Source organism: Leptothrix mechoopdaensis (SeqCode), from assembly GCF_053893855.1.
This window is the reverse complement of the sequence record NZ_CM132699.1, coordinates 3977339-3998042: the sequence shown is the minus strand read 5'-3', so window position 1 is coordinate 3998042 and position 20704 is coordinate 3977339. Positions and strand designations below refer to the sequence as shown.

The following is a 20704-nucleotide window of genomic DNA, read 5'->3' as shown; positions in this document are numbered from 1 at the left end:
GGAGACCCATGAACGATCCGAAGAGGCCGGGCCACGGCCACATCGACATCCCCGGCACGACGCTGTTCGACGGCGTGCAGGCGATGAAGGGCTATGCGCTCAACAAGATGTGCTTTTCCTTCAACGACGCCGCCAACCGCGCCGCCTTCAAGGCCGACGAGGACGGCTACTGCGCCCGCTACGGCCTGAACGCGCAGCAGCGCGAGGCGATCCGCGCGCGCAACGTGCTGCAGCTGATCGAGGCCGGCGGCAACGTGTACTACCTGGCCAAGTTCGCCGGCATCTTCGGGCTGGACGTGCAGGACATCGGGGCCCAGCAGACGGGCATGAGCAAGGACGCATTCAAGGCCATGCTCGTGGCCGCAAGGGGTTGAACGCCATGGCGAAGATCATCGGTGGCGTCGCCACTTCCCACGTCCCCGCCATTGGCCGTGCCATTGCGAAGGAACTGCAGGACGACCCGTACTGGGCGCCGTTCTTCGAGGGCTACGCGCCGCTGCACCGCTGGCTGGCGCAGGCCCGGCCGGATGTCGTCGTGGTGTTCTACAACGACCACGGGCTGAACTTCTTCCTCGACAAGATGCCGACCTTCGCGGTCGGTGCGGCCGAGACCTACCGCAACGCGGACGAAGGCTGGGGCATCCCGGAGGTGCCGCCGTTCACCGGCCAGCGCGAGCTGTCCTGGCACCTGATCAACAGCCTGGTGGCCGAGGACTTCGACCTGACGACCTGCCAGGAGATGCTCGTCGACCACGCTTTCACGCTGCCGATGGCGCTGTGCTGGCCGGACCAGAAGTGGCCGGTCACGGTGGTGCCGGTGTGCATCAACACGGTCCAGTTCCCGCTTCCTTCCGCGCAGCGCTGCTGGCGCCTGGGCGAGGCGGTCGGCCGCGCGGTGCGCAGCTGGGACAGCGACGCCCGCGTGATGGTGCTGGGCACCGGCGGGCTGTCGCACCAGCTCGACGGCCAGCGCGCCGGCTTCATCAACAAGAGCTTCGACCAGCAGTTCATGCAGAGCCTGGTCGACGACCCGACCTGGGCGACGCGCTTCTCGATCCCCGAGCTGGTGGAGAAGACCGGCACGCAGGGCGTCGAGCTGGTGATGTGGCTGGCGATGCGCGGCGCGCTGGGCGAGAAGGTTCGCGAGGTGAGCCGGAACTATCACATTCCGATCTCGAATACCGCCGCCGGCCTGATGGTGCTGGAGACGCTGGCTTGAGGTAGGCTGACGCCCGCCCATGCCCACTCGCCCCACCCGCCCCCGTACCCCCCTCGACGCCCGAGCCGCCCGCGATGCCCGTCTGGCACAGGTCGGCTCGCATCCGCTGCAGTCGCTCGCCCGTTTCATCATCGGCCTGACGGTGCTGGGCATCGGCGGGATGTGGGCGCTGGAGCGGCTGGGCGATCCGATGGCCTGGTGGGTCGAGCTGCTGCGCTACACCCCCTACCTGCTGCTGGCGGTGCCCGCCGCGCTGGCGCTGGCGCTGTCGTGGACGGTCGGCTGGGCCTGGCGCGCGGCGGCCCTGGCGGTCGCGCTGGTGGTCGCCTTCCCGCTGATGGGCTGGGTCCGCGGTCACCCCGAGAACGGCAGCAACCGGCTGCGCGTGATGAGCTTCAACATCAAGTCGTACAAGGCCGAGATCCGATCGGGTGGCTACGACGCGATTGCCGAGGAAGTCCGCCGCCACGATCCGGACGTGCTGCTGATGCAGGACGCGCAGTCGCTCAGCGAGCACAAGGAGCGTGTGCCCGACGTGTTGAAGGACCTGCTGGCGCAGCGCCACCTGAAGGTCGACGGCCAGTACGTGATCGCCAGCAAGCTGCCGCTGCGCAACTGCCGGGTCGCGCCGCTGTCGCCTGATCCGGGGCTGGGCGAGTACCTGCGCTGCATCGTCGACGTGAACGGTCAGCCGCTGGAGCTGGTCAACGTCCACCTGCTGTCGCCGCGCGAGGGACTGAACGCGGCGCGCAAGGAACGGCTGGGCGGCCTGGACGACTGGCGCATCAACTTCGGCCTGCGACTGGGTCAGGCCCGTCATCTGGCCGAGGACCTGGCCCGCACCCGCACGCTGGGCAAGGACAAGCGCCCGCTGCCGCTGCTGATCGCCGGTGACCTGAACGCGCCGGAGGACTCGCCGGTGGTGCAGTCGCTGCTGGCGCTGGGCCTGCGCGACGCCTGGTCGTCGGCGGGCACCGGCTGGGGCTACACGCACGGCCATTCGCTGCGGCCGCACCTGAGCTTCCTGCGCATCGACCACATCCTGGTCAGCCCGACGCTGGGCCTGGCCGAAGTGGCCGTCGGCGGCGCCGAGGCCAGCGAGCACCGCCCGCTGATCGCCGATGTCTGGCTCAACCGCAACTGACGATCACCCCGCCCCGCAAGGCCTGCCCAGGTTCCCCATGAGTCCTACCGTCATCACCACCCAGTCGTTCACCGATGCCAGCGCGGCGCTGGCCCATGCCCGGACGATCTACGACAGCGGCATCGCCCACCTGCGCCAGGCCCTGCGCGAGTTCGTCGCCGGGCGCGACGACGGCGGTCATGTGCGCGCCTGCTACCCGTTCGTGCGGGTGCGGGTCGACACCGTGGCGCGGGCCGATTCGCGGCTGGCCTACGGCTTCGTCGCCGGACCGGGCGTCTACGAGACCACGCTGACCCGGCCGGAGCTGTTCCGCCACTACTACCGCGAGCAGTTCGACCTGCTGCTGAAGAACCACGGCGTGGCGCTGGAGGTCGGCTTGTCGAACCAGCCCATCCCCGTCCACTTCAGCCTGGCCGAACACGACCACCTGGAAGGCGCGCTGCCGCCCGAGCGCCGCCAGCGTCTGCGCGACCTGTTCGACCTGCCCGACCTGGCCGCGATGGACGACGGCATCGCCAACGGCACGCTCGACCCGCAGCCCGGCCCGGACGGCATCGTGCGGCACCCGCTGTCGCTGTTCACCGCGCCGCGGGTGGACTACTCGCTGCACCGGCTGCGCCACTACACCGGCACGATGCCCGAGCACTTCCAGAACTACGTGCTGTTCACGAACTACCAGTTCTACATCGACGAGTTCGTGCGCCTGGGCCATGAGCTGATGGCCGACGAGACCAGCGAGTACGTCGCCTTCGTCGAGCCCGGCAACGTCGTGACGCGCCGCACCGGCCTGCCCGGCGAGGCCGGCGACGAGCTCGGCGCGCCGCCGCCGCGTCTGCCGCAGATGCCGGCCTATCACCTGAAGCGGCACGGGCACAGCGGCATCACGATGGTCAACATCGGCGTCGGCCCGAGCAACGCCAAGACCATCACCGACCACATCGCCGTGCTGCGCCCGCACGCCTGGCTGATGCTCGGCCACTGCGCCGGCCTGCGCAACACGCAGCAGCTCGGCGACTACGTGCTGGCGCACGGCTACGTCCGCGAGGACCACGTGCTGGACGAGGAACTGCCGCTGTGGGTGCCGATCCCGCCGCTGGCCGAGGTCCAGCTGGCGCTGGAGGAAGCGGTCGCCGAGGTGACGCAGCTGTCGGGCTACGAGCTCAAGAAGATCATGCGCACCGGCACGGTCGCCAGCACCGACAACCGCAACTGGGAGCTGCTGCCGCACCCGGGCCCCGAGCGCCGCTTCAGCCAGAGCCGCGCGGTCGCGCTGGACATGGAGAGCGCCACGATCGCGGCCAACGGCTTCCGCTTCCGCGTCCCCTACGGCACGCTGCTGTGCGTGTCCGACAAGCCGCTGCACGGCGAGATCAAGCTGCCCGGCATGGCCAACCAGTTCTACCGCGAACGGGTCGACCAGCACCTGCGCATCGGCATCCGCGCGATCGAGATCCTGCGGCACCAGGGGCTGGACCACCTGCACAGCCGCAAGCTGCGCAGCTTCGCCGAGGTGGCGTTCCAGTGATCGTCAGGCGCCCGGGGGCCGGGCGCTGATTCAGTCCGGCGACCTCAGCGCCGCGCTGCGCAGGTCGTTCTCGCCGAGCATGCGCAGCCGCGCATAGCGCTTGCGGGTGGCCGGGTGGGTCGGCGTGTCGCCCATGCCCGGAACGACCTGCAGGGCGGCCATGACGCTCTCCATGCCGAAGCCGAGGCTGCGCAGGATCTGCCAGCTGTAGGCGTCGGCGGCGTATTCATGGCCGTGCACCAGTTCGGAGGCGGCGCGGCCGAGTTCCGGGGCGACGGCGTCGGTCAGGTCCTGGCGCACCTCGCCGGGGATCAGCCGGCCATAGAGCGCGCCCAGTTCGGCCCAGTGGCCCATCGAGGCGTGGCCGACCTCGTGGGCCAGGATGAAGAGCCGTTCGCCTTCGGGCAACAGCGCGAGGCTGGCGCTGACGACCAGCACGCGGCCGCCCAGCGTCTCGGCGTGGAAGGGGCCGTCGACCACCATCAGCTCGATCTCGGGCCGGATCGCCAGCTGGTTCAGGATGCGGTCGACGTCGGCCTGCAGGCTGGCGGCCAGCGCCGGATCGACACGTTGGCGGGCGAAATCGGCCAGCCGCTGCTGCGCCGAGCGGTCGAGCACCTGCAGGATCGGCGGCACGGCTGCGGGCGCCGGCGGGTCGGCCGCGCCGCAGGCCAGCGCCAGGCCGGACAACGTCCACGCCAGCAGCAGCTGCCGGACCGGCCGGTTCGGGCTCGGCCGGCGGGCCGGGCGTGCGGTTCGGACGAGGTTCGGCATGGTCGACGGGCTCCGGGCGAGGGTCTGGGCGATCAGGGCGGCGGCCGGTCGACCGCAGCCGCAAGCATGATCGAAGGCACGCCCGCACCGCATCGCCAGAACCGATGACAGGGCCGCTCGCGCCAACTCTGCACGTGAGCCTTGCCCGATGTCAGGTCCGGCGCAGCAAGACCGGGGCCAGCGCGTCGGCCGGCCCCCTGCGGATCAGCCGCCGAGCGCCTTCCACAGCGCGACGCGGTTGAGCTGCTCGGCCAGCCGCGTCTGCAGCAGCGCCTGTTCGGCCTGCAGCAGGCTGCGCTGGGCGTCGAGGCGGTCCAGCTCGCTGGCGGCACCGGCGCGCACGCGCAGGTCGGTCAGGCGGGCAATCTCGCGGGCGCTGGCCGACTGGTCGGCCTGGGCCTCGCGCTGCGCCTTCCACGTCGACAGGCCGTCGAGCGCGTCGGCGGTGTCCTTGAAGGCGGCCTGGATCGCGCGTTCGTACTGCGCCACGGCGATGTCGCGGCCGACCGTCGTCGCGTTGACGTTGGCCTGGTTGCGGCCGGCGTCGAACACCGTCATCAGCGCCTGGGCGCCCAGCGTCCACGCGAAATGGCCGCCCTGGAACAGGTTGCTGAACTGGGTCGAGGCCTGGCCGGCGCTGCCGGTCAGGGTCACGCGCGGGAACATCGCGGCGCGGGCGGCGCCAATGTTGGCGTTGGCCGCCTCCAGCTGGCGCTCGGCCTGCACCACGTCGGGGCGGCGCAGCAGCACGCTCGCGTCCAGCCCGGCCGGGACGTCGGTCAGCACGCCGGCCAGCGGGTCGTCCAGCAGCACGGCGGCGGTCGTGTCGGCGGCTGCCACGTTGGCGTTCGGTGCGGCGGCGGCGGGCGGTGGCGGCGGCAGGCCGGGCACCGCGTCGGCGGCCGGCTGGGTGCCCGTCAGCAGCGTCAGCGTCGACAGGTCCTGGGCGCGCTGGCGCAGCGCCTGCTGCAGCGTCACGCGGGCCTGGGCGACCAGGTTGACGTTGCCCTGCAGCGCCAGCAGCGAGGTGGCGCCGGCCTTGGCCTGCAGCTGGGTCAGCGCCAGCGTCTGCTCGCGGCTGGCCAGGCTGCGCTGGGCCAGGTCGATCGCCTGACGGTCGGCCAGCAGCGCCAGCCAGGTCTGCGTGACCGCCGCGACGATGCTCAGCTCGGCGCTGCGGCGGCCGGCCTCGGTGGCCAGCAGCTGGGCGCGGGCGGCGTCGTTGAGGGTGCGGATGCGGCCGAGGAAGTCGACCTCCCAGCTGGCCTGCAGCAGGCCGGCGGTGTAGGTCTCGGTCTGCCGGCCGGTCGACACGTTGGGCGTCGAGTTGACGGCGATGCCGGCGCCGAGCGTCGGGTAGCGGTCGGCCAGCGAGACATCAAGCTGGGCCCGGGCGCGCTCGACGTTCAGCGCGGCGACCCGCAGGTCGCGGTTGTTGGCCAGCGCGGCCTCGATCTGGCGGCGCAGGCCGGGGTCGCGCACCCAGTCGCCCCAGGCCAGCGGTTCGGCCGGCGCGGAGGCCGGCAGCGCAGCGGCGGCGGCCGCGGCATCGGATGCCGCCGCCGCCGAGGGCAGCACGAACTGGCCGGGCACCGGCAGCGCCGGGCGCTGGTAGGTCGGCGCCAGGTCGGCGCAGCCGGCCAGCACCAGCGCGGCGACGGCCAGGGCGAGCGGGCGCAGGACGGGGAAGGAATCAGCACGCATCGTGGTCATCTTCTTGCGGGTTCGGAGGGTTCCGGAAGGGGCTGTCATGGCGCGTCCGGTCAGTGCTTGCCGCCCAGGGCCTCGGCCGTGGCCGCGTCGGACGCGGGCGACGCGATGGTGCCACCGAGGTGGACCAGCCGCGTGCCCGGGAACAGCCGGCGCACGACCACGAAGAAGACCGGCACGAGGAACACCGCCAGCACGGTCGCGGTGATCATGCCGCCCATCACGCCGGTGCCGATGGCACGCTGGCTGGCCGAGCCCGCGCCACTGGCGATGGCCAGCGGCAGCACGCCCAGGATGAAGGCGAAGCTGGTCATGATGATCGGGCGGAAGCGCAGGTGGCAGGCCTCCAGCGTGGCCTCCAGCAGGCCCTTGCCCTCGGCCTGCAGGTCCTTGGCGAACTCGATGATCAGGATCGCGTTCTTCGCTGACAGGCCGATGATGGTGATCAGGCCGACCTTGAAGTAGACGTCGTTGGGCATGCCGCGCAGCCACACGCCGGTCAGCGAACCCAGCACGCCCAGCGGCACGACCAGCAGCACGGCGACCGGGATGCTCCAGCTCTCGTACAGGGCCGACAGGCACAGGAACACCGCCAGCATCGAGAAGCCCAGCAGGATCATGGCCTGCGAGCCCGACAGCTTCTCCTCGCGCGACTGGCCGGTCCACTCGTAGGCGAAGCCCGGCGGCAGCTGGCCGACCAGGCGCTCCATTTCGGCCATCGCCTCGCCGGTGCTGTGGCCGGGCGCGGCGTCGCCGCCGAGCTTCATCGCCGGGTAGCCGTTGTAGCGCACGGTCTGCACCGGGCCCTTGACCCAGCGCGTGCTGGCGAAGGCCGAGAACGGCACCTGCTGGCCGCGGGCATTGCTGACGTAGAGCTTGAGCAGGTCCTCGGGCTGCATGCGTGCCGACGCGTCGGCCTGCACGATGACGCGCTGCAGGCGCCCGGCATTGGGGAAGTCGTTGACGTAGGCCGAGCCGAACTGCACCGCCAGCACCGCCGCGATGCTGTCGTAGGACACGCCCAGCGCGGCGGCCTTCTCGCGGTCGATGTCGAGCTTGACCTGCGGGGCGTCCTCCAGCCCGTCGGGTCGCACGCCCTGCAGCACCTTGCTCTGGCTGGCCATGCCCAGCAGCTGGTTGCGCGCGGCGACCAGCGCGTCATGGCCCTGGCCGGAGCGGTCCTGCAGCCGCAGGTTGAAGCCGGTGGCGGTGCCCAGCTCGGGGATCGGCGGCGGCGACAGCGGGAAGATGAAGGCGTCGCGCACGCCCATCAGCGCACCGAAGGCGCGGCCCGCCAGCGCCTGGGCGCTGTGCTGCGGGCCCTTGCGCTCGGCCCAGTCCTTCAGCGGCACGAACACCAGCGCGGCGTTCTGGCCGGCGCCGGAGAAGCTGAAGCCGATCACGCCCACGACCTTGTCGACCTCGGGCTGGGCCAGGAAGAACTGCTCGACCTGGCTGACCGCCGCCTCGGTGCGGCTGATGGCCGCGCCCGGGGGCAGCTGCACGTTGACGATCAGGTAGCCCTGGTCCTCGTTGGGCAGGAAGGATGTCGGCAGCCGGCTGTAGAGCCAGCCGACGCACACCAGCACCGCCGCGTAGATCAGCAGGTAGCGGCCGGCCTTGCGGATGATGCGCGCCACCAGGCTCTCGTAGCCGTGGGTGGTGCGCTTGAAGGCGCGGTTGAACCAGCCGAACGGACCGCGCTTCTCGTGGTGGCCGGCCGGGACGGGCTTGAGCAGCGTGGCACACAGGGCCGGCGTCAGCGACAGCGCCATCAGCGCCGAGAACAGCATCGAGGCGACCATCGACAGCGAGAACTGCCGGTAGATGTTGCCCACCGAGCCGGCGAAGAAGGCCATCGGCACGAACACCGAGACCAGCACCACGGTGATGCCGATGATCGCGCCGGTGATCTGGCCCATGGCCTTGCGCGTGGCCTCGACCGGGCCCAGGCCCTCCTCGGCCATGATGCGCTCGACGTTCTCGACCACCACGATCGCGTCGTCGACCAGGATGCCGATGGCCAGCACCATGCCGAACAGCGTCAGCACGTTGATCGAGTAGCCCATCGTCAGCATGACCGCGAAGGTGCCCATCAGCGAGACCGGCACGACGATGGTCGGGATCAGCGTGTAGCGGATGTTCTGCAGGAACACCAGCATGACGATGAAGACCAGCGCGATCGCCTCGGCCAGCGTCTTGACCACTTCCTCGATCGAGATGCGGACGAACTTCGAGCTGTCGTAGGGCACCTCGTAGGACACGCCCTGCGGGAAGAACTGCTTGAGCTCGGCCATGCGGGCCTTGATGGCCGTGGCCGTGGCCAGCGCGTTGCCGCTGGGCGCGAGCTGGATGCCCAGGCCGGTGGCGGTGACGCCGTTCAGCCGCGAGCTGGTGGCGTAGGCCGCGCCGCCGATCTCGATGCGGGCGACGTCCTTGAGCCGCACGGTCGAGCCGTCGGGGTTGGCGCGCAGCAGGATCTGGCCGAACTCGGCCGGCGTGCTGAACTGGCCGGACACGTTGACCGTCGCATAGACCGTCTGCGCGCGCGGGTTGGGCGTGCCGCCGACCGTGCCGGCCGAGACCTGCACGTTCTGGGCGCGGATTGCGTTGACGACCTCGGTGCTGCCCAGACCCAGGCCGACCAGCTTGGCCGGATCGAGCCAGACCCGCATCGCCCGCTCGGTGCCGAACAGCTGGGCCTGGCCGACGCCGGGCACGCGCAGCAGCTCGGGCTGGATGTTGCGGGCCGCGTAGTCACCCAGCGCCACCGGGTCGTAGGCCGGGTTGGTCGACGTGATCATCACGAACAGCAGGAAGTTCGAACGCGCCTTGTCGACGCGCACGCCTTGCTGCACCACGGCGGCCGGCAGCCGCGGCGTGGCGCGGCTGAGGCGGTTCTGCACCTCGATCTGGGCGATCGACACGTCGGTGCCCGGCTCGAAGGTGGCGGTGATCTGGCCGCCGCCGTTGGCATCGGCGCTCGATTCCAGGTAGATCAGGTTGGGCGCGCCGTTGAGCTCCTGCTCGATGACGGCCAGCACGCTGTCCTCGAGCACCTGGGCCGAGGCGCCCGGGTAGGCGGTGTTGATGACGATGGAAGGCGGCGCCACCGTCGGGTACTGCGCCACCGGCAGGCGGGTGATCGCCGCCGCGCCGAGCACGAGGATGAAGAGGGCGATGACCCACGCGAAGATGGGTCGGTCGATGAAGAACCGTGAGTTCATGCGTCGGCCCCTGGATCAGCGGGCCGAGGCGGCCGAAGCGGCCGGAGCCGCAGCAGCAGCCGATGCGGCCGGGGCGGCAGGTGCCGCCGCAGGCTTGGCACCACCGGGCGTCCACGGCACCGGCGTCACCGGCGAGTTCGGGCGCATCTTCTGGAAGCCGTCGACGATGACCTGCTCGCCGGCCTTCAGGCCGTCCAGCACGACCCAGTCCTGGCCGTTGGCGCCGCCGATCTTCACCGGGCGCGGGGCGGGCATGTTGCCCTCGCCGACCACCATCAGCATGTCGGCACCGCCGGCGCCGCCGCGGGTCACCGCCTGCTGCGGCACGCGCATGCCGCCTTCGGCACGGGCCTGGGCCAGCCGGACCTTCACGTACAGGCCGGGCAGCAGCAGGCCGTCCGGGTTGGGCACCTCGGCGCGCAGCGTGACCTGGCCGGTGCCGGCGTCGACGCTCAGGTCCGAGAACAGCAGCTTGCCCGGTCGCGGGTAGACGCTGCCGTCGTCCAGCACCAGCCGGACCTCGGCGCCCGCCCCGCCGATGCGCTTGAACTGGCCGGCCTCGAAGGCCTTGCGCAGGCGCATCGCCTCGCTGGCCGACTGGGTGAAGTTGACGTACATCGACTGGGTCTGCTGGATCGTCGCCAGCAGCGTCGCATCGCCCTGGCCGACCAGCGCGCCCTCGGTCACCTGGGCGCGGCCGATGAAGCCGGCGATCGGCGCCTGCACCGAGGCGTGGCCGAGGTTGATGCGGGCGGTGGTGACGGCGGCCCGGGCCGAGGCCAGATCGGCCTGCGCCTGCTTCAGCGCGTTCTGGTTGGCGACCCATTCGGCGTCGCTGACGACCTGGGCGGCGGCCAGCGGGCGGTTGCGGTCGACCACCGACTGGGCCTGCGCGACCGAGGCTTCGGCGCGGGCCACGTTGGCCTGGGCGCTCTCGAGCGCGGCCTGGAACGGCGCCGGGTCGATCTCGAACAGCGGCTGGCCGGCCTTGACGACCGCGCCTTCGGTGTACAGGCGCTTCGTGACGATGCCGGGGATGCGGGCGCGCACCTGGGCGGTGCGCCAGGCTTCGAGGCGGCCGGGCAGCTCGGTCAGCATCTCGACGCTGGCGGGCTCGACGGTCACCACGCCGACCTGCGGCGGCGGTGGCATGCCGCCTGCGCCGCCGGGGCCGCCCGGGGCGGCCGATCCGCCACCACAGGCGGACAGGGCCAGCAGACAAGCCAGCGCCGCAGCGGCGAGGCCGGTGCGGCGCAGGGGGATGGAGCTCAGGAATTGGTCAGGCATGGCAGAGGATCGATCAGCGACGGGGTCTGCCCGGGGAGCGCACGCTGGCGGCGGCTGGCGCGGCGATCGGCGGGTTCGAGGAGGGTTCGTCGGTGCGGCTGGAGACGGCTACAGGGGACCGCGAACGAGGTTTCGGGGCCGTCCTGGTGCCGGTGCGGACCGGCTGGACAGGACTGGGACAAACCCGAGCGGCGCAGTCTAACGGTCGTTCACTTTTCGTGCTGAATGGCACAGGTCGACACGGTTTCCGGATCTGTGTACACGATCGGCGGATCCGGACGGGCGCGACCGGGCGCAACGGCTTTCCTGGCTTGTGGGGCCCCCCCGATCGGCGTACGCTGGCCCGACGATCCACCCCCAGGCGCCCGCCGCAATCGGTGGCCGGGTGCGAAGGAGACAGCCTCATGTCGAGCCCAGCACCGGGCGGCCGCGCCGTCCAGCCCTCGAACGTCACGGCCGATGGCCTCGCGGCCGTCCACCACATCCGCACCCTGGCGCTGGTCGGGCCCGCCGCCGCCGGCAAGACCACCTTGAGCGAGGCCCTGCTGCAGGCCAGCGGGGCGATCGGCGCGGTCGGCAACGTCGAGCGCGGCAGCACCGTCAGCGACTGGGATCCGATCGAGCGCCGGATGCAGCATTCGCTGCAGACCAGCGTGCTGAACCTGCTGCACGGCGACGTGCGCATCCACCTGCTGGACACGCCCGGCAATGCCGACTTCCTCGGCCAGTCGCTGCCGGCGCTGGAGGCGGTCGAGACCGCCGCGATCGTCGTCAACGCGACCGCCGGCATCGAGCCGATGGCCCGCCAGATGATGGCCTGGGCGGCCGAACGCGCGCTCGACCGCATCGTCATCGTCAACCGCATCGACGCCCCCGGCGTGAAGCCGGCCGAGCTGCTGGCGGAGATCCAGGCCGCCTTCGGCCGCGAGTGCCTGCCGCTGAACCTGCCGGCCAACGGCGGGCGCGAGGTGGTCGACTGCTGGTTCCGGCCCGAAGCCGAAGCCGGCCACGAAGCCGACTTCTCCAGCGTCGCCGCCGCGCACCGGGCGCTGGTCGAGCAGGTCGTCGAGGTCGACGCGGCCTTCGTCGAGCGCTACCTTGAAGAGGGCGACGTCGACGCCCGCGAGCTGCACGCGCCGCTCGAACAGGCGCTGCGCGAGGGCCACCTGATCCCCGTCGTGTTCGTGTCGGCGAAGACGGGCGCGGGCGTGGCCCAGCTGCTGGACGTCATCACCCAGCTGCTGCCCGATCCGACCGAAGGCAACCCGCCCGACTTCCTGCGCGGCGAGGGCGAGTCCGCGACGCTGATGCACGCCGCCGTCGACCCGGCGGCGCATGTGCTGGCGCATGTCTTCAAGGTCGCGATCGATCCCTACGTCGGCAAGCTCGGCGTGTTCCGCATCCACCAGGGCAGCGTCACGCCCAACAGCCTGCTGGTGGTGGGCGACGCGCGCAAGCCGTTCAAGGTCGGCCACCTGTTCATGCTGCAGGGCAAGGAGCATGTCGAGGTCCAGCGCGCCGGGCCGGGCGACATCGTCGCGGTCGCCAAGGTCGACGAGGTCGCCTACGACGCGGTGCTGCACGACGCGCCCGAGGACGACCACATCCACCTGCGGCCGCTGAAGTTTCCGCATCCGGTGCATGGCCTGGCGCTCAAGCCGCGCCGCCACGGAGACGAGCAGCGCCTGGCCGAGGTGCTGGCCAAGCTGGCCGCCGAGGACCCGTGCCTGCGCATCGAGCAGGTCGCCAGCACGCACGAGACCGTCGTCTACGGCCTGGGCGAGCTGCACCTGCGGGTGCTGCTGGAGCGGCTGCGCGAGACCTACCGCGTCGAGGTCGACACCGCCCCGCCGCGCATCGCCTACCGCGAGACGCTGACGCGCACCGCGCAGGCCCAGTACCGCCACAAGAAGCAGACCGGCGGCGCGGGCCAGTTCGGCGAGGTCCACCTGCAGGTCGACCCGCTGCCACGCGGCGCGGGCTTCGAGTTCGTCGACCTGGTCAAGGGCGGCGCGATCCCGGGCGCCTTCATTCCGGCGGTCGAGAAGGGCGTGCGGCTGGCGATGGAGGCCGGCGTGATCAGCGGCCATCCGGTCGTCGACGTGCGCGTGACCGTGCTGGACGGCAAGCACCACAGCGTCGACAGCAAGGAGATCGCCTTCGTCACGGCCGCCAAGAAGGCCTTCGTGATCGCGATGCGCGAGGCCGGGCCGGCGGTGCTCGAACCGGTCGTGGACGTGGAGATCCACGCGCCCGAGCCGCTGATCGGCGACATCACCGGCGACCTGGCCAGCCGCCGTGGCGAGGTCCGCGGCACCGACAGCCTGGGCACCGGCCTGGCCTGCGTGCGGGCCCGCGCGCCGCTGTCGGAACTGGCCGGCTACCAGCTGCGCCTGAACGCGCTGACGCGTGGTGCCGGCCGCTACACCATCGCCTACGCCCACCATGACGCGGTGCCGCCGAACGTGCAGGCCGAGCTGATGAAAGGCTGGCAGCTGCGCGACGACGACTGAGGAAGGCGGGCGCCGGCCGCCGGCTAGCGCTGCGCCGCCAGCTGGCGCAGCGCGGCCGGGTCGGTGATCTCGACCCGCTCGCGGCCGAGCCTGACCCAGCCGGACTGCTCGAAGCGCTTGAGCAGGCGCGTGACCATCTCGCGCACGGTGCCCAGCTCGTCGGCGAGCGCCTGGTGGGTGACGTGCAGCGTCGTGCCGCGCCCGAGCAGCGCACCGGCCAGGCGCTGGTCCAGGCGCTGGAAGGCGACCGCCTCGGCCAGCAGGATCAGGTCGCTCATGCGGCCGGCGAACTGGCCGAAGACGTGGCGGCGGAAGGGCTCGTGCGCGTTCCAGGCCATGAAGGTCGACGGCGGCAGCAGCAGCAGCCGGGTCGGCGCCAGCGTGATGCCGTGCGCCGTCAGCGGCGCATCACCGAACAGGCAGGCCGACGAGACGATGCAGATCTCCCCCGGCGAGACCCGGTACAGCTCGATCGCCCGGCCCTGCGGCGCGCCGCGCGCCACCCGCACGGCGCCGTCGAGCACCAGCGGGAAGCCGCGGCAGGGCGAGCCCTCGTCGAACAGCACGGTGCCGGCGGGCACGTCGATCGGGCCGCAGCCGGGGCCGAGGTCGTCGCGCCAGCCGGGTGGCGCGGCGGCGATGAAGTCGGGGTAGAGCGCGGCGAGTGTCTCGAGCGTGTCCGGCATGGCCTGGGTGCCCGGCGGGTCGGTGGCGGCATTCATGCCCGTGATCTTGCGCCGCGGACCGCCTGCCTAGAATCGTTTTTCACCCGGGTTGCACCGCGTCCCGCCATCCCCCAGGAGACCCGCATGAACGCCCCCCACGCGCCCGCCGGCGCCCCGCAGCTGTCACCCCGGCCGATGCCCGAGGCGATGCTCGACGCGCTGCGCACGCGCTTTGGCGCGCAGTGTTCGACCGCCCGCGCGGTGCGTGAGCAGCACGGCCGCGACGAGTCGCCGTTCGACGTGCCGCCGCCCGACGCGGTGGTGTTCTGCGAGTCCAACGAGGACGTGATGGACGCCGTGAAGATCGCCGCGCAGCACCGCGTGCCGGTGATCCCGTTCGGCGTCGGCTCGTCGCTGGAAGGGCATCTGCTGGCGGTGCAGGGCGGCCTGAGCCTGGACCTGGGCCGCATGAACAGGATCCTGCGCCTGAACCCCGAGGACCTGACGGTGACGGTGCAGGCCGGCATCACCCGCACCCAGCTGAACGACCAGATCCGACACAGCGGCCTGTTCTTCCCGATCGACCCGGGCGCGGACGCCACGCTCGGCGGCATGTGCGCGACCCGTGCGTCGGGCACCAATGCCGTGCGCTACGGCACCATGCGCGAGAACGTGCTGGGCCTGGGCGTCGTCAGCGCGACCGGCGAATGGGTGCGGACCGGCACCCGGGCGCGCAAGTCCAGCGCCGGCTACGACCTGACGCGGCTGTTCGTCGGCAGCGAAGGCACGCTGGGCGTCATGACCGAGATCACGCTCAAGCTCTACCCCCTGCCCGAGGCGGTGACGGCGGCGGTCTGCCAGTTCCCGAGCGTCGACGCGGCGGTGCAGACCACGATCGCGCTGATCCAGATGGGCGTGCCGATCGCCCGCTGCGAGCTGCTCGACGCCAACGCGGTGCGTGCCGTCAACCGCCACGACAAGCTCACGCTGGCCGAGGTGCCGATGCTGCTGATGGAGTTCCACGGCAGCCCGGCCGGCGTGGCCGAACAGGCCGCCACGGTGCAGGAGCTGGCGGCCGATCACGGCGGCCGCGACTTCGAATGGGCCAGCACGCCCGAGGAACGCACGCGCCTGTGGACGGCCCGCCACCACGCCTACTTCGCCGCGCTGCAGACGCGGCCGGGCTGCAGGGCGGTCACCACCGACACCTGCGTGCCGATCTCGCGGTTGGCCGAGTGCATCAACGCGACCGTGGAAGAGGCCGATGCGGCGGGCCTGCCCTACTTCATCGTCGGCCATGTCGGCGACGGCAACTTCCACGTCGGCTACCTGATCGACCCGGCCCTGCCGGCCGAACGGGCGCTGGCCGAGGCACTCAACCAGAAGCTGGTGGCGCGCGCGCTGGCGATGGAAGGCACCTGCAGCGGCGAACACGGCGTGGGCCTGCACAAGATGGGCTTCCTGCTCGACGAGGCCGGCCCGGCCGCCGTCGCGCTGATGCGCCAGGTCAAGCACGCGCTCGACCCGGACAACATCCTCAACCCGGGGAAGATCTTCCGCTGGTGAGGCGCGCAGCGGCTCAGTTCGACGGCGCCGGGACGGTCCAGCGCTTGGTGATGTCGCCCCGGCCGTTGGTGCTCTCGAGGTGGACCGCGAAGCCCCACAGCCGGGCGACGTGCTTGAGCACCTCCTGCGCCGTGTCGGCCAGCGGCCGGTCGTTGTGCTGGAAATGGCGCAGCGTCAGCGAGCGGTCGCCGCGCAGGTTGACGTTCCAGACCTGGATGTTGGGCTCGCGCTGACCCAGGTCGTACTGGCGCGACAGGGCCTCGCGCACGCTGCGGTAGCCGCTGTCGTCGTGGATCGCGGCGACCTCGATCTCGGGCTGCTTGTCGTCGTCGACGATGTGGAACAGCCGCAGGTCACGCATCAGCTTCGGGCTCAGGTACTGGCCGACGAAGCTCTCGTCCTTGAAGTTGCGCATCGCGTGGTCGAGCGTGGGCAGCCAGTCCGAGCCGGCGATGTCGGGGAACCAGCGCCGGTCTTCCTCGGTCGGTGACTCGCAGACGCGCTGGATGTCCGTGTACATCGCGAATCCCAGCGCATACGGGTTCAGGCCGCTGTAGCCGCGCTCGCCGACGCGCGGCTGGTAGACGACGTTGGTGTGCGACTTGAGCCACTCGATCATCATCCCGTCGCTCAGGTAGCCGTCGTCGTACATCGTGTTGAGCAGCCGGTGGTGCCAGAAGGTGGCCCAGCCCTCGTTCATCACCTGCGTCTGGCGCTGCGGGTAGAAGTACTGCGCGATCTTGCGCACGATGCGCACGACCTCGCGTTGCCACGGCTCCAGCAGCGGCGCGTTCTTCTCGATGAAGTACAGCAGGTTCTCCTGCGGCTCCTCGGGGAAGCGGCGGCTCTCGGCGGCGGCCTCGGCCTTGTCGGCCCGGCGCGGCAGCGTGCGCCAGAGGTCGTTGACCTGCTGCTGCGCATAGGCCTCGCGGTCCTGGCGGTCGGCCAGCTCCTGGGCCAGCGACTTCTTGCTCGGCCGGCGGTAGCGGTCGACGCCGTGGTTCTGCAGCGCGTGGCAGCTGTCGATGAAGGCTTCGACGGTGTCCAGGCCGTGCTTCTCCTCGCAGGCGGTCACGTAGTTCTTGGCGTAGACGAGGTAGTCGATGATCGACGACGCATCGGTCCACATCCGGAACAGGTAGTTGCCCTTGAAGAAGCTGTTGTGGCCGTAGGCCGCATGCGCGATCACGAGGGCCTGCATGGCCATCGTGTTCTCCTCCATCAGGTAGCTGATGCAGGGGTTGCTGTTGATGACGATCTCGTAGGCCAGCCCCATCGCGCCGCGCTTGTAGTTCTTCTCGGTCGAGATGAACTCCTTGCCGTAGCTCCAGTGGCGGTAGTTCACCGGCATGCCCACGCTGGCGTAGGCGTCCATCATCTGCTCGGCGGTGATGATCTCGAGCTGGTTCGGGTAGGTGTCCAGCCCGAAGCGTTCGGCGGTCTGGCGGATGACCGTGTGGTAGCGCTCGACCAGCTCGAAGGTCCAGTCGCTCGGCGACGGCAAGGGCTCGGCCGGACGTGCCGGCGCGGGCAGCGGCTGGCGCAACGGACCGCTGCGCGCCAGCGGCGTCGCGACCGGATCGGGCGCCACCGGCATCATCGAATCAAGCGGCTGGTTCATGCGCTGGCGCCTTCCTTCTTGAAGAGGTCGCGGAAGACCGGGTAGATCTGCGAGGCCTCGGTGACCTTGCGCATCGCGAAGTGCGGGCCGGTGGTCTCGGCCAGGCGGCTGTACTCCTCCCAGAGGTTCTGCTCGGGCTCGGCCACCTGCACGTAGGCGTAGTAGCGGCACAGGGGCAGGATCTTCTGCTCGAGGATCTCGCGGCAGCGGCCGCTGTCGTGGTGCCAGTTGTCGCCGTCGCTGGCCTGGGCGCCGTAGATGTTCCACTGGTCCGACGGGTAGCGCGCCCGCACGATCTCCTCCATCAGCACGAGGGCGCTGGAGACGACGGTGCCGCCGGTCTCGGTCGAGTGGAAGAAGCCCTGTTCGTCGACCTCCTGCGCCTGGGTGTGGTGGCGGATGAAGACGATCTCAATCTTCTCGTAGTGCCGCGTCAGGAACAGGTAGAGCAGGATGAAGAAGCGCTTGGACAGCTCCTTGCGCCCCTCGTCCATCGAGCCCGAGACGTCCATCAGGCAGAACATCACCGCCTTGCTGGTGGGCACCGGCACGCGCACGCGGTTGCGGAAGCGCAGGTCGATCGGGTCGAGGAAGGGGATCGCGCCGAGCCGCTTCTTCAGCGCCACGATGGCCGCCTCCAGCTCGACGATGCGGGCCAGCGCCAGGCTGTCACCGGGCCTGGCATCGGCCTGCAGCTGCGCCAGTTCGGCCTCCAGCTCGTGCAGCTCGCGCCGGCTGGTCATGCCCAGCGCGATGCGCCGGCCGAGCGCACCGCGCATCGAGCGCACCACGTGCAGGTTGCTCGGATTGCCGTCGCTGACGTAGCCGGCGCGGTGGCTCTTCCACTCGGGCGTCTCGGCCAGCTGGGTGCGGATCAGGTGGGGCAGGGCCAGGTCCTCGAAGAAGACCTGCATGAACTCTTCCTTGCTCAGGCTGAAGACGAAGTCGTCCTCGCCCTCGCCGGAATCGCTCGCCTGCCCTTGCCCGCTGCCGCCCCCACCGCCGCCACCGGGCGGGCGCTTGATGCGGTCACCGGCCAGGTATTCCTGGTTGCCCGGGTGGACCATCTCGCGCTTGCCGCCGCTGCCGTGGTGGAAGACCGGCTCGCTGATGTCCTTCTTCGGGATGTGCACGTCCTCGCCGCGTTCGAGGTCGCGGATGCCCCGGCCGTCGATCGCCCGGCGCACCGCGTCCTTGATCTGCGTCTTGTATCGGCGCAGGAAGCGTTCGCGGTTGCCGATCGACTTGTTCTTGCCGGCGAGTCGGCGGTCGATGATCTGCTGCATGACGCCCTTCGAAATGACGCGGTGGGAACGGACCGATCAGCTGCTCTTGCGCACTCTCAAATACCACTCGCACAGCAGGCGGACCTGCTTGCCCGTGTAGCCCTTGTTGACCATGCGGTTGACGAAGTCCTCGTGCTTCTTGGCCTCGTCGGCGCTGGCCTTGGCGTTGAAGCTGATGACCGGCAGCAGCTCCTCGGTGTTCGAGAACATCTTCTTCTCGATCACCGCGCGCAGCTTCTCGTAGCTGGTCCAGACCGGGTTCTTGCCCTGGTTGTTGGCCCGCGCGCGCAGCACGAAGTTGACGATCTCGTTGCGGAAGTCCTTCGGGTTGGCGATGCCCGCCGGCTTCTCGATCTTCTCGAGCTCGGCGTTCAGGCTGGCCCGGTCGAACACCTCGCCGGTGTCGGTGTCGCGGTACTCCTGGTCCTGGATCCAGTAGTCGGCATAGGTCACGTAGCGGTCGAAGATGTTCTGGCCGTACTCGCTGTAGCTCTCGAGGTAGGCGGTCTGGATCTCCTTGCCGATGAACTCCGCGTAACGCGGCGCCAGCAGTTCCTTGATGTAGGCGACGTACTTCTGCTCGACCTCGGCGGGGAACTGCTCGCGCTCGATCTGCTGCTCCAGCACATACATCAGGTGAACCGGGTTGGCGGCCACCTCCTGGCTGTCGAAGTTGAAGACCTTGGAGATGATCTTGTAGGCGAAGCGCGTGCTGATGCCGCTCATGCCCTCGTCGACGCCGGCGTAGTCGCGGTACTCCTGGTAGCTCTTGGCGCGCGGGTCGGTGTCCTTCAGGTTCTCGCCGTCGTAGACCATCATCTTGCTGTAGAGGCTCGAGTTCTCGGGCTCCTTCAGGCGGGTCAGGATGGCGAACTGGCTCATCATCTTCAGGGTGCCCGGCGCACACGTCGCCCCGGCCAGCGAGCTGCCCTTGAGCAGCTTCTCGTAGATCTTCACTTCCTCGCTGACGCGCAGGCAGTAGGGCACCTTGACGATGTAGATGCGGTCGAGGAAGGCCTCGTTGTTCTTGTTGTTGCGGAAGGCCTTCCACTCGCTCTCGTTGCTGTGCGCCAGCACGATGCCGTCGAAGGGGATGGCGCCGAAGCCCTCGGTGCCCTTGAAGTTGCTTTCCTGGGTCGCGGTCAGCAGCGGGTGCAGCACCTTGATCGGCGCCTTGAACATCTCGACGAATTCCAGCAGGCCCTGGTTGGCCAGGCACAGGCCGCCGGAGTAGCTGTAGGCGTCGGGGTCGTCCTGGGCATAGGTCTCGAGCTTGCGGATGTCGACCTTGCCGACCAGCGAGCTGATGTCCTGGTTGTTCTCGTCACCCGGCTCGGTCTTGGCGATGCCCAGCTGCTTGAGCACGCTGGGGTAGCGCTTGACCACCTTGAAGCGCCGGATGTCGCCGCCGAACTCCTCCAGCCGCTTGACCGCCCACGGGCTCATGATGCGGTTGAGGTAGCGCCGCGGGATGCCGTACTCGCTCTCCAGGATCGGGCCGTCCTCGGCCGCATCGAACAGGCCGAGCGGCGACTCGTTCACCGGCGAGTCCTTGATGGCGTAGAACGGCACCTCCTGCATCAGCTGCTTCAGGCGCTCGGCGATCGAGCTCTTGCCGCCGCCGACGGGGCCCAGCAGGTAGAGGATCTGCTTCTTCTCCTCCAGCCCCTGCGCCGCATGGCGGAAGTAGGACACCACCTGCTCGATGGCGTCTTCCATGCCGTAGAACTCGGCGAAGGCGGGGTAGATCTTGATGACCTTGTTGGCGAACAGCCGCGACAGGCGCGGGTCGTTGCGCGTGTCGATCATCTGCGGCTCGCCGATCGCCTTGAGCATGCGCTCCGGCGCGGTCGCGTAGGCGAGCGGGTTGCGCTTGCACTCGTTGAGGTAGTCCTCCAACGAGAGTTCTTCCTCGCGGGTGCGCTCGTAGCGCGCGGCGAACTTGCTGATCACGTCCATGCAGGCCTCCTGAGGTTCAGGGGAACCGACGGACTGATCATGGCCGCCGGTCCAGGGAAGATCTGATGGAGTCCGTGCACCGCGTTCGTGTTGAACGGTGCGAGGCTCCATCAGAGCTTTCCGTCGCTCTGCAGACGTCTTGCGCGTGTCCTTGCGTGTGACCCGATGATGTCAGCTTCGTTCAAATCGATGCGTCGCATCGATCGAA

The 20704-nt window shown here is 70.1% G+C and carries 14 protein-coding genes; 6 read left to right on the top strand and 8 right to left on the bottom strand.

From position 1 onward, the window contains the following. The first annotated feature begins 8 nt into the window (after positions 1-8). From ACWA7K_RS17290 to ACWA7K_RS17275, 4 genes are read left to right on the top strand one after another with little or no spacing between them, the layout of a single operon-like run. Positions 9-374 carry a protocatechuate 4,5-dioxygenase subunit alpha gene (locus tag ACWA7K_RS17290; RefSeq protein ID WP_456162638.1) on the top strand — a complete coding sequence of 122 codons (366 nt, stop codon included), beginning with the start codon at positions 9-11 and terminating at the stop codon, positions 372-374. 5 nt (positions 375-379) lie between these two features. After that, positions 380-1219: a class III extradiol dioxygenase family protein gene (locus ACWA7K_RS17285; protein WP_456162637.1), complete on the top strand. Its 840-nt coding sequence runs from the start codon at positions 380-382 to the stop codon at positions 1217-1219. A gap of 19 nt (positions 1220-1238) precedes the next feature. After that, positions 1239-2363: an endonuclease/exonuclease/phosphatase family protein gene (locus tag ACWA7K_RS17280; RefSeq protein WP_456162636.1), complete on the top strand. Its 1125-nt coding sequence runs from the start codon at positions 1239-1241 to the stop codon at positions 2361-2363. A gap of 37 nt (positions 2364-2400) precedes the next feature. After that, positions 2401-3888: an AMP nucleosidase gene (locus ACWA7K_RS17275; protein WP_456162635.1), complete on the top strand. Its 1488-nt coding sequence runs from the start codon at positions 2401-2403 to the stop codon at positions 3886-3888. Positions 3889-3918: 30 nt separating this feature from the next. Here the strand turns inward: ACWA7K_RS17275 and ACWA7K_RS17270 are convergent, their stop codons facing one another. The 4 genes from ACWA7K_RS17270 to ACWA7K_RS17255 form a co-directional block, all read right to left on the bottom strand. Beyond that, entirely contained in the window at positions 3919-4662 is a 744-nt protein-coding gene (locus tag ACWA7K_RS17270; protein WP_456162634.1) for a M48 family metalloprotease, read from the bottom strand. Positions 4663-4866: 204 nt separating this feature from the next. Further along, positions 4867-6366 (bottom strand): TolC family protein, encoded by a 1500-nt coding sequence (locus tag ACWA7K_RS17265; protein WP_456162633.1) that lies wholly within the window; start codon positions 6364-6366, stop codon positions 4867-4869. Between the two features lie 59 nt (positions 6367-6425). Continuing rightward, entirely contained in the window at positions 6426-9599 is a 3174-nt protein-coding gene (locus ACWA7K_RS17260) for an efflux RND transporter permease subunit (RefSeq protein ID WP_456162632.1), read from the bottom strand. 15 nt (positions 9600-9614) lie between these two features. Next, positions 9615-10886 carry an efflux RND transporter periplasmic adaptor subunit gene (locus ACWA7K_RS17255; RefSeq protein ID WP_456162631.1) on the bottom strand — a complete coding sequence of 424 codons (1272 nt, stop codon included), beginning with the start codon at positions 10884-10886 and terminating at the stop codon, positions 9615-9617. A 404-nt stretch (positions 10887-11290) separates the two neighbouring features. Here ACWA7K_RS17255 and fusA point away from each other — a divergent pair, with 404 nt between their 5' ends. Then, positions 11291-13399, top strand: a complete 2109-nt coding sequence (gene fusA / locus ACWA7K_RS17250) for an elongation factor G (protein WP_456162630.1) — start codon at positions 11291-11293, stop codon at positions 13397-13399. Positions 13400-13422: 23 nt separating this feature from the next. Here fusA and ACWA7K_RS17245 read toward each other — a convergent pair whose 3' ends face one another. Next, positions 13423-14121, bottom strand: a complete 699-nt coding sequence (locus ACWA7K_RS17245; RefSeq protein ID WP_456162629.1) for a Crp/Fnr family transcriptional regulator — start codon at positions 14119-14121, stop codon at positions 13423-13425. An 87-nt stretch (positions 14122-14208) separates the two neighbouring features. On the opposite strand from ACWA7K_RS17245, the gene ACWA7K_RS17240 reads away from it, so the two are divergent. Further along, complete coding sequence (locus ACWA7K_RS17240) at positions 14209-15630, top strand: FAD-binding oxidoreductase (RefSeq protein ID WP_456162628.1); 1422 nt, start codon at positions 14209-14211, stop codon at positions 15628-15630. 13 nt (positions 15631-15643) lie between these two features. Here ACWA7K_RS17240 and ACWA7K_RS17235 read toward each other — a convergent pair whose 3' ends face one another. From ACWA7K_RS17235 to ACWA7K_RS17225, 3 genes are read right to left on the bottom strand one after another with little or no spacing between them, the layout of a single operon-like run. Continuing rightward, positions 15644-17227, bottom strand: a complete 1584-nt coding sequence (locus ACWA7K_RS17235; RefSeq protein ID WP_456168857.1) for a SpoVR family protein — start codon at positions 17225-17227, stop codon at positions 15644-15646. Between the two features lie 20 nt (positions 17228-17247). Beyond that, positions 17248-18537, bottom strand: a complete 1290-nt coding sequence (locus tag ACWA7K_RS17230) for a YeaH/YhbH family protein (RefSeq protein ID WP_456162627.1) — start codon at positions 18535-18537, stop codon at positions 17248-17250. A gap of 36 nt (positions 18538-18573) precedes the next feature. Further along, the gene (locus ACWA7K_RS17225) at positions 18574-20496 is read right to left on the bottom strand and encodes a PrkA family serine protein kinase (protein WP_456162626.1); all 1923 of its coding nucleotides are present in this window, start codon (positions 20494-20496) and stop codon (positions 18574-18576) included. Positions 20497-20704: the final 208 nt, after the last annotated feature.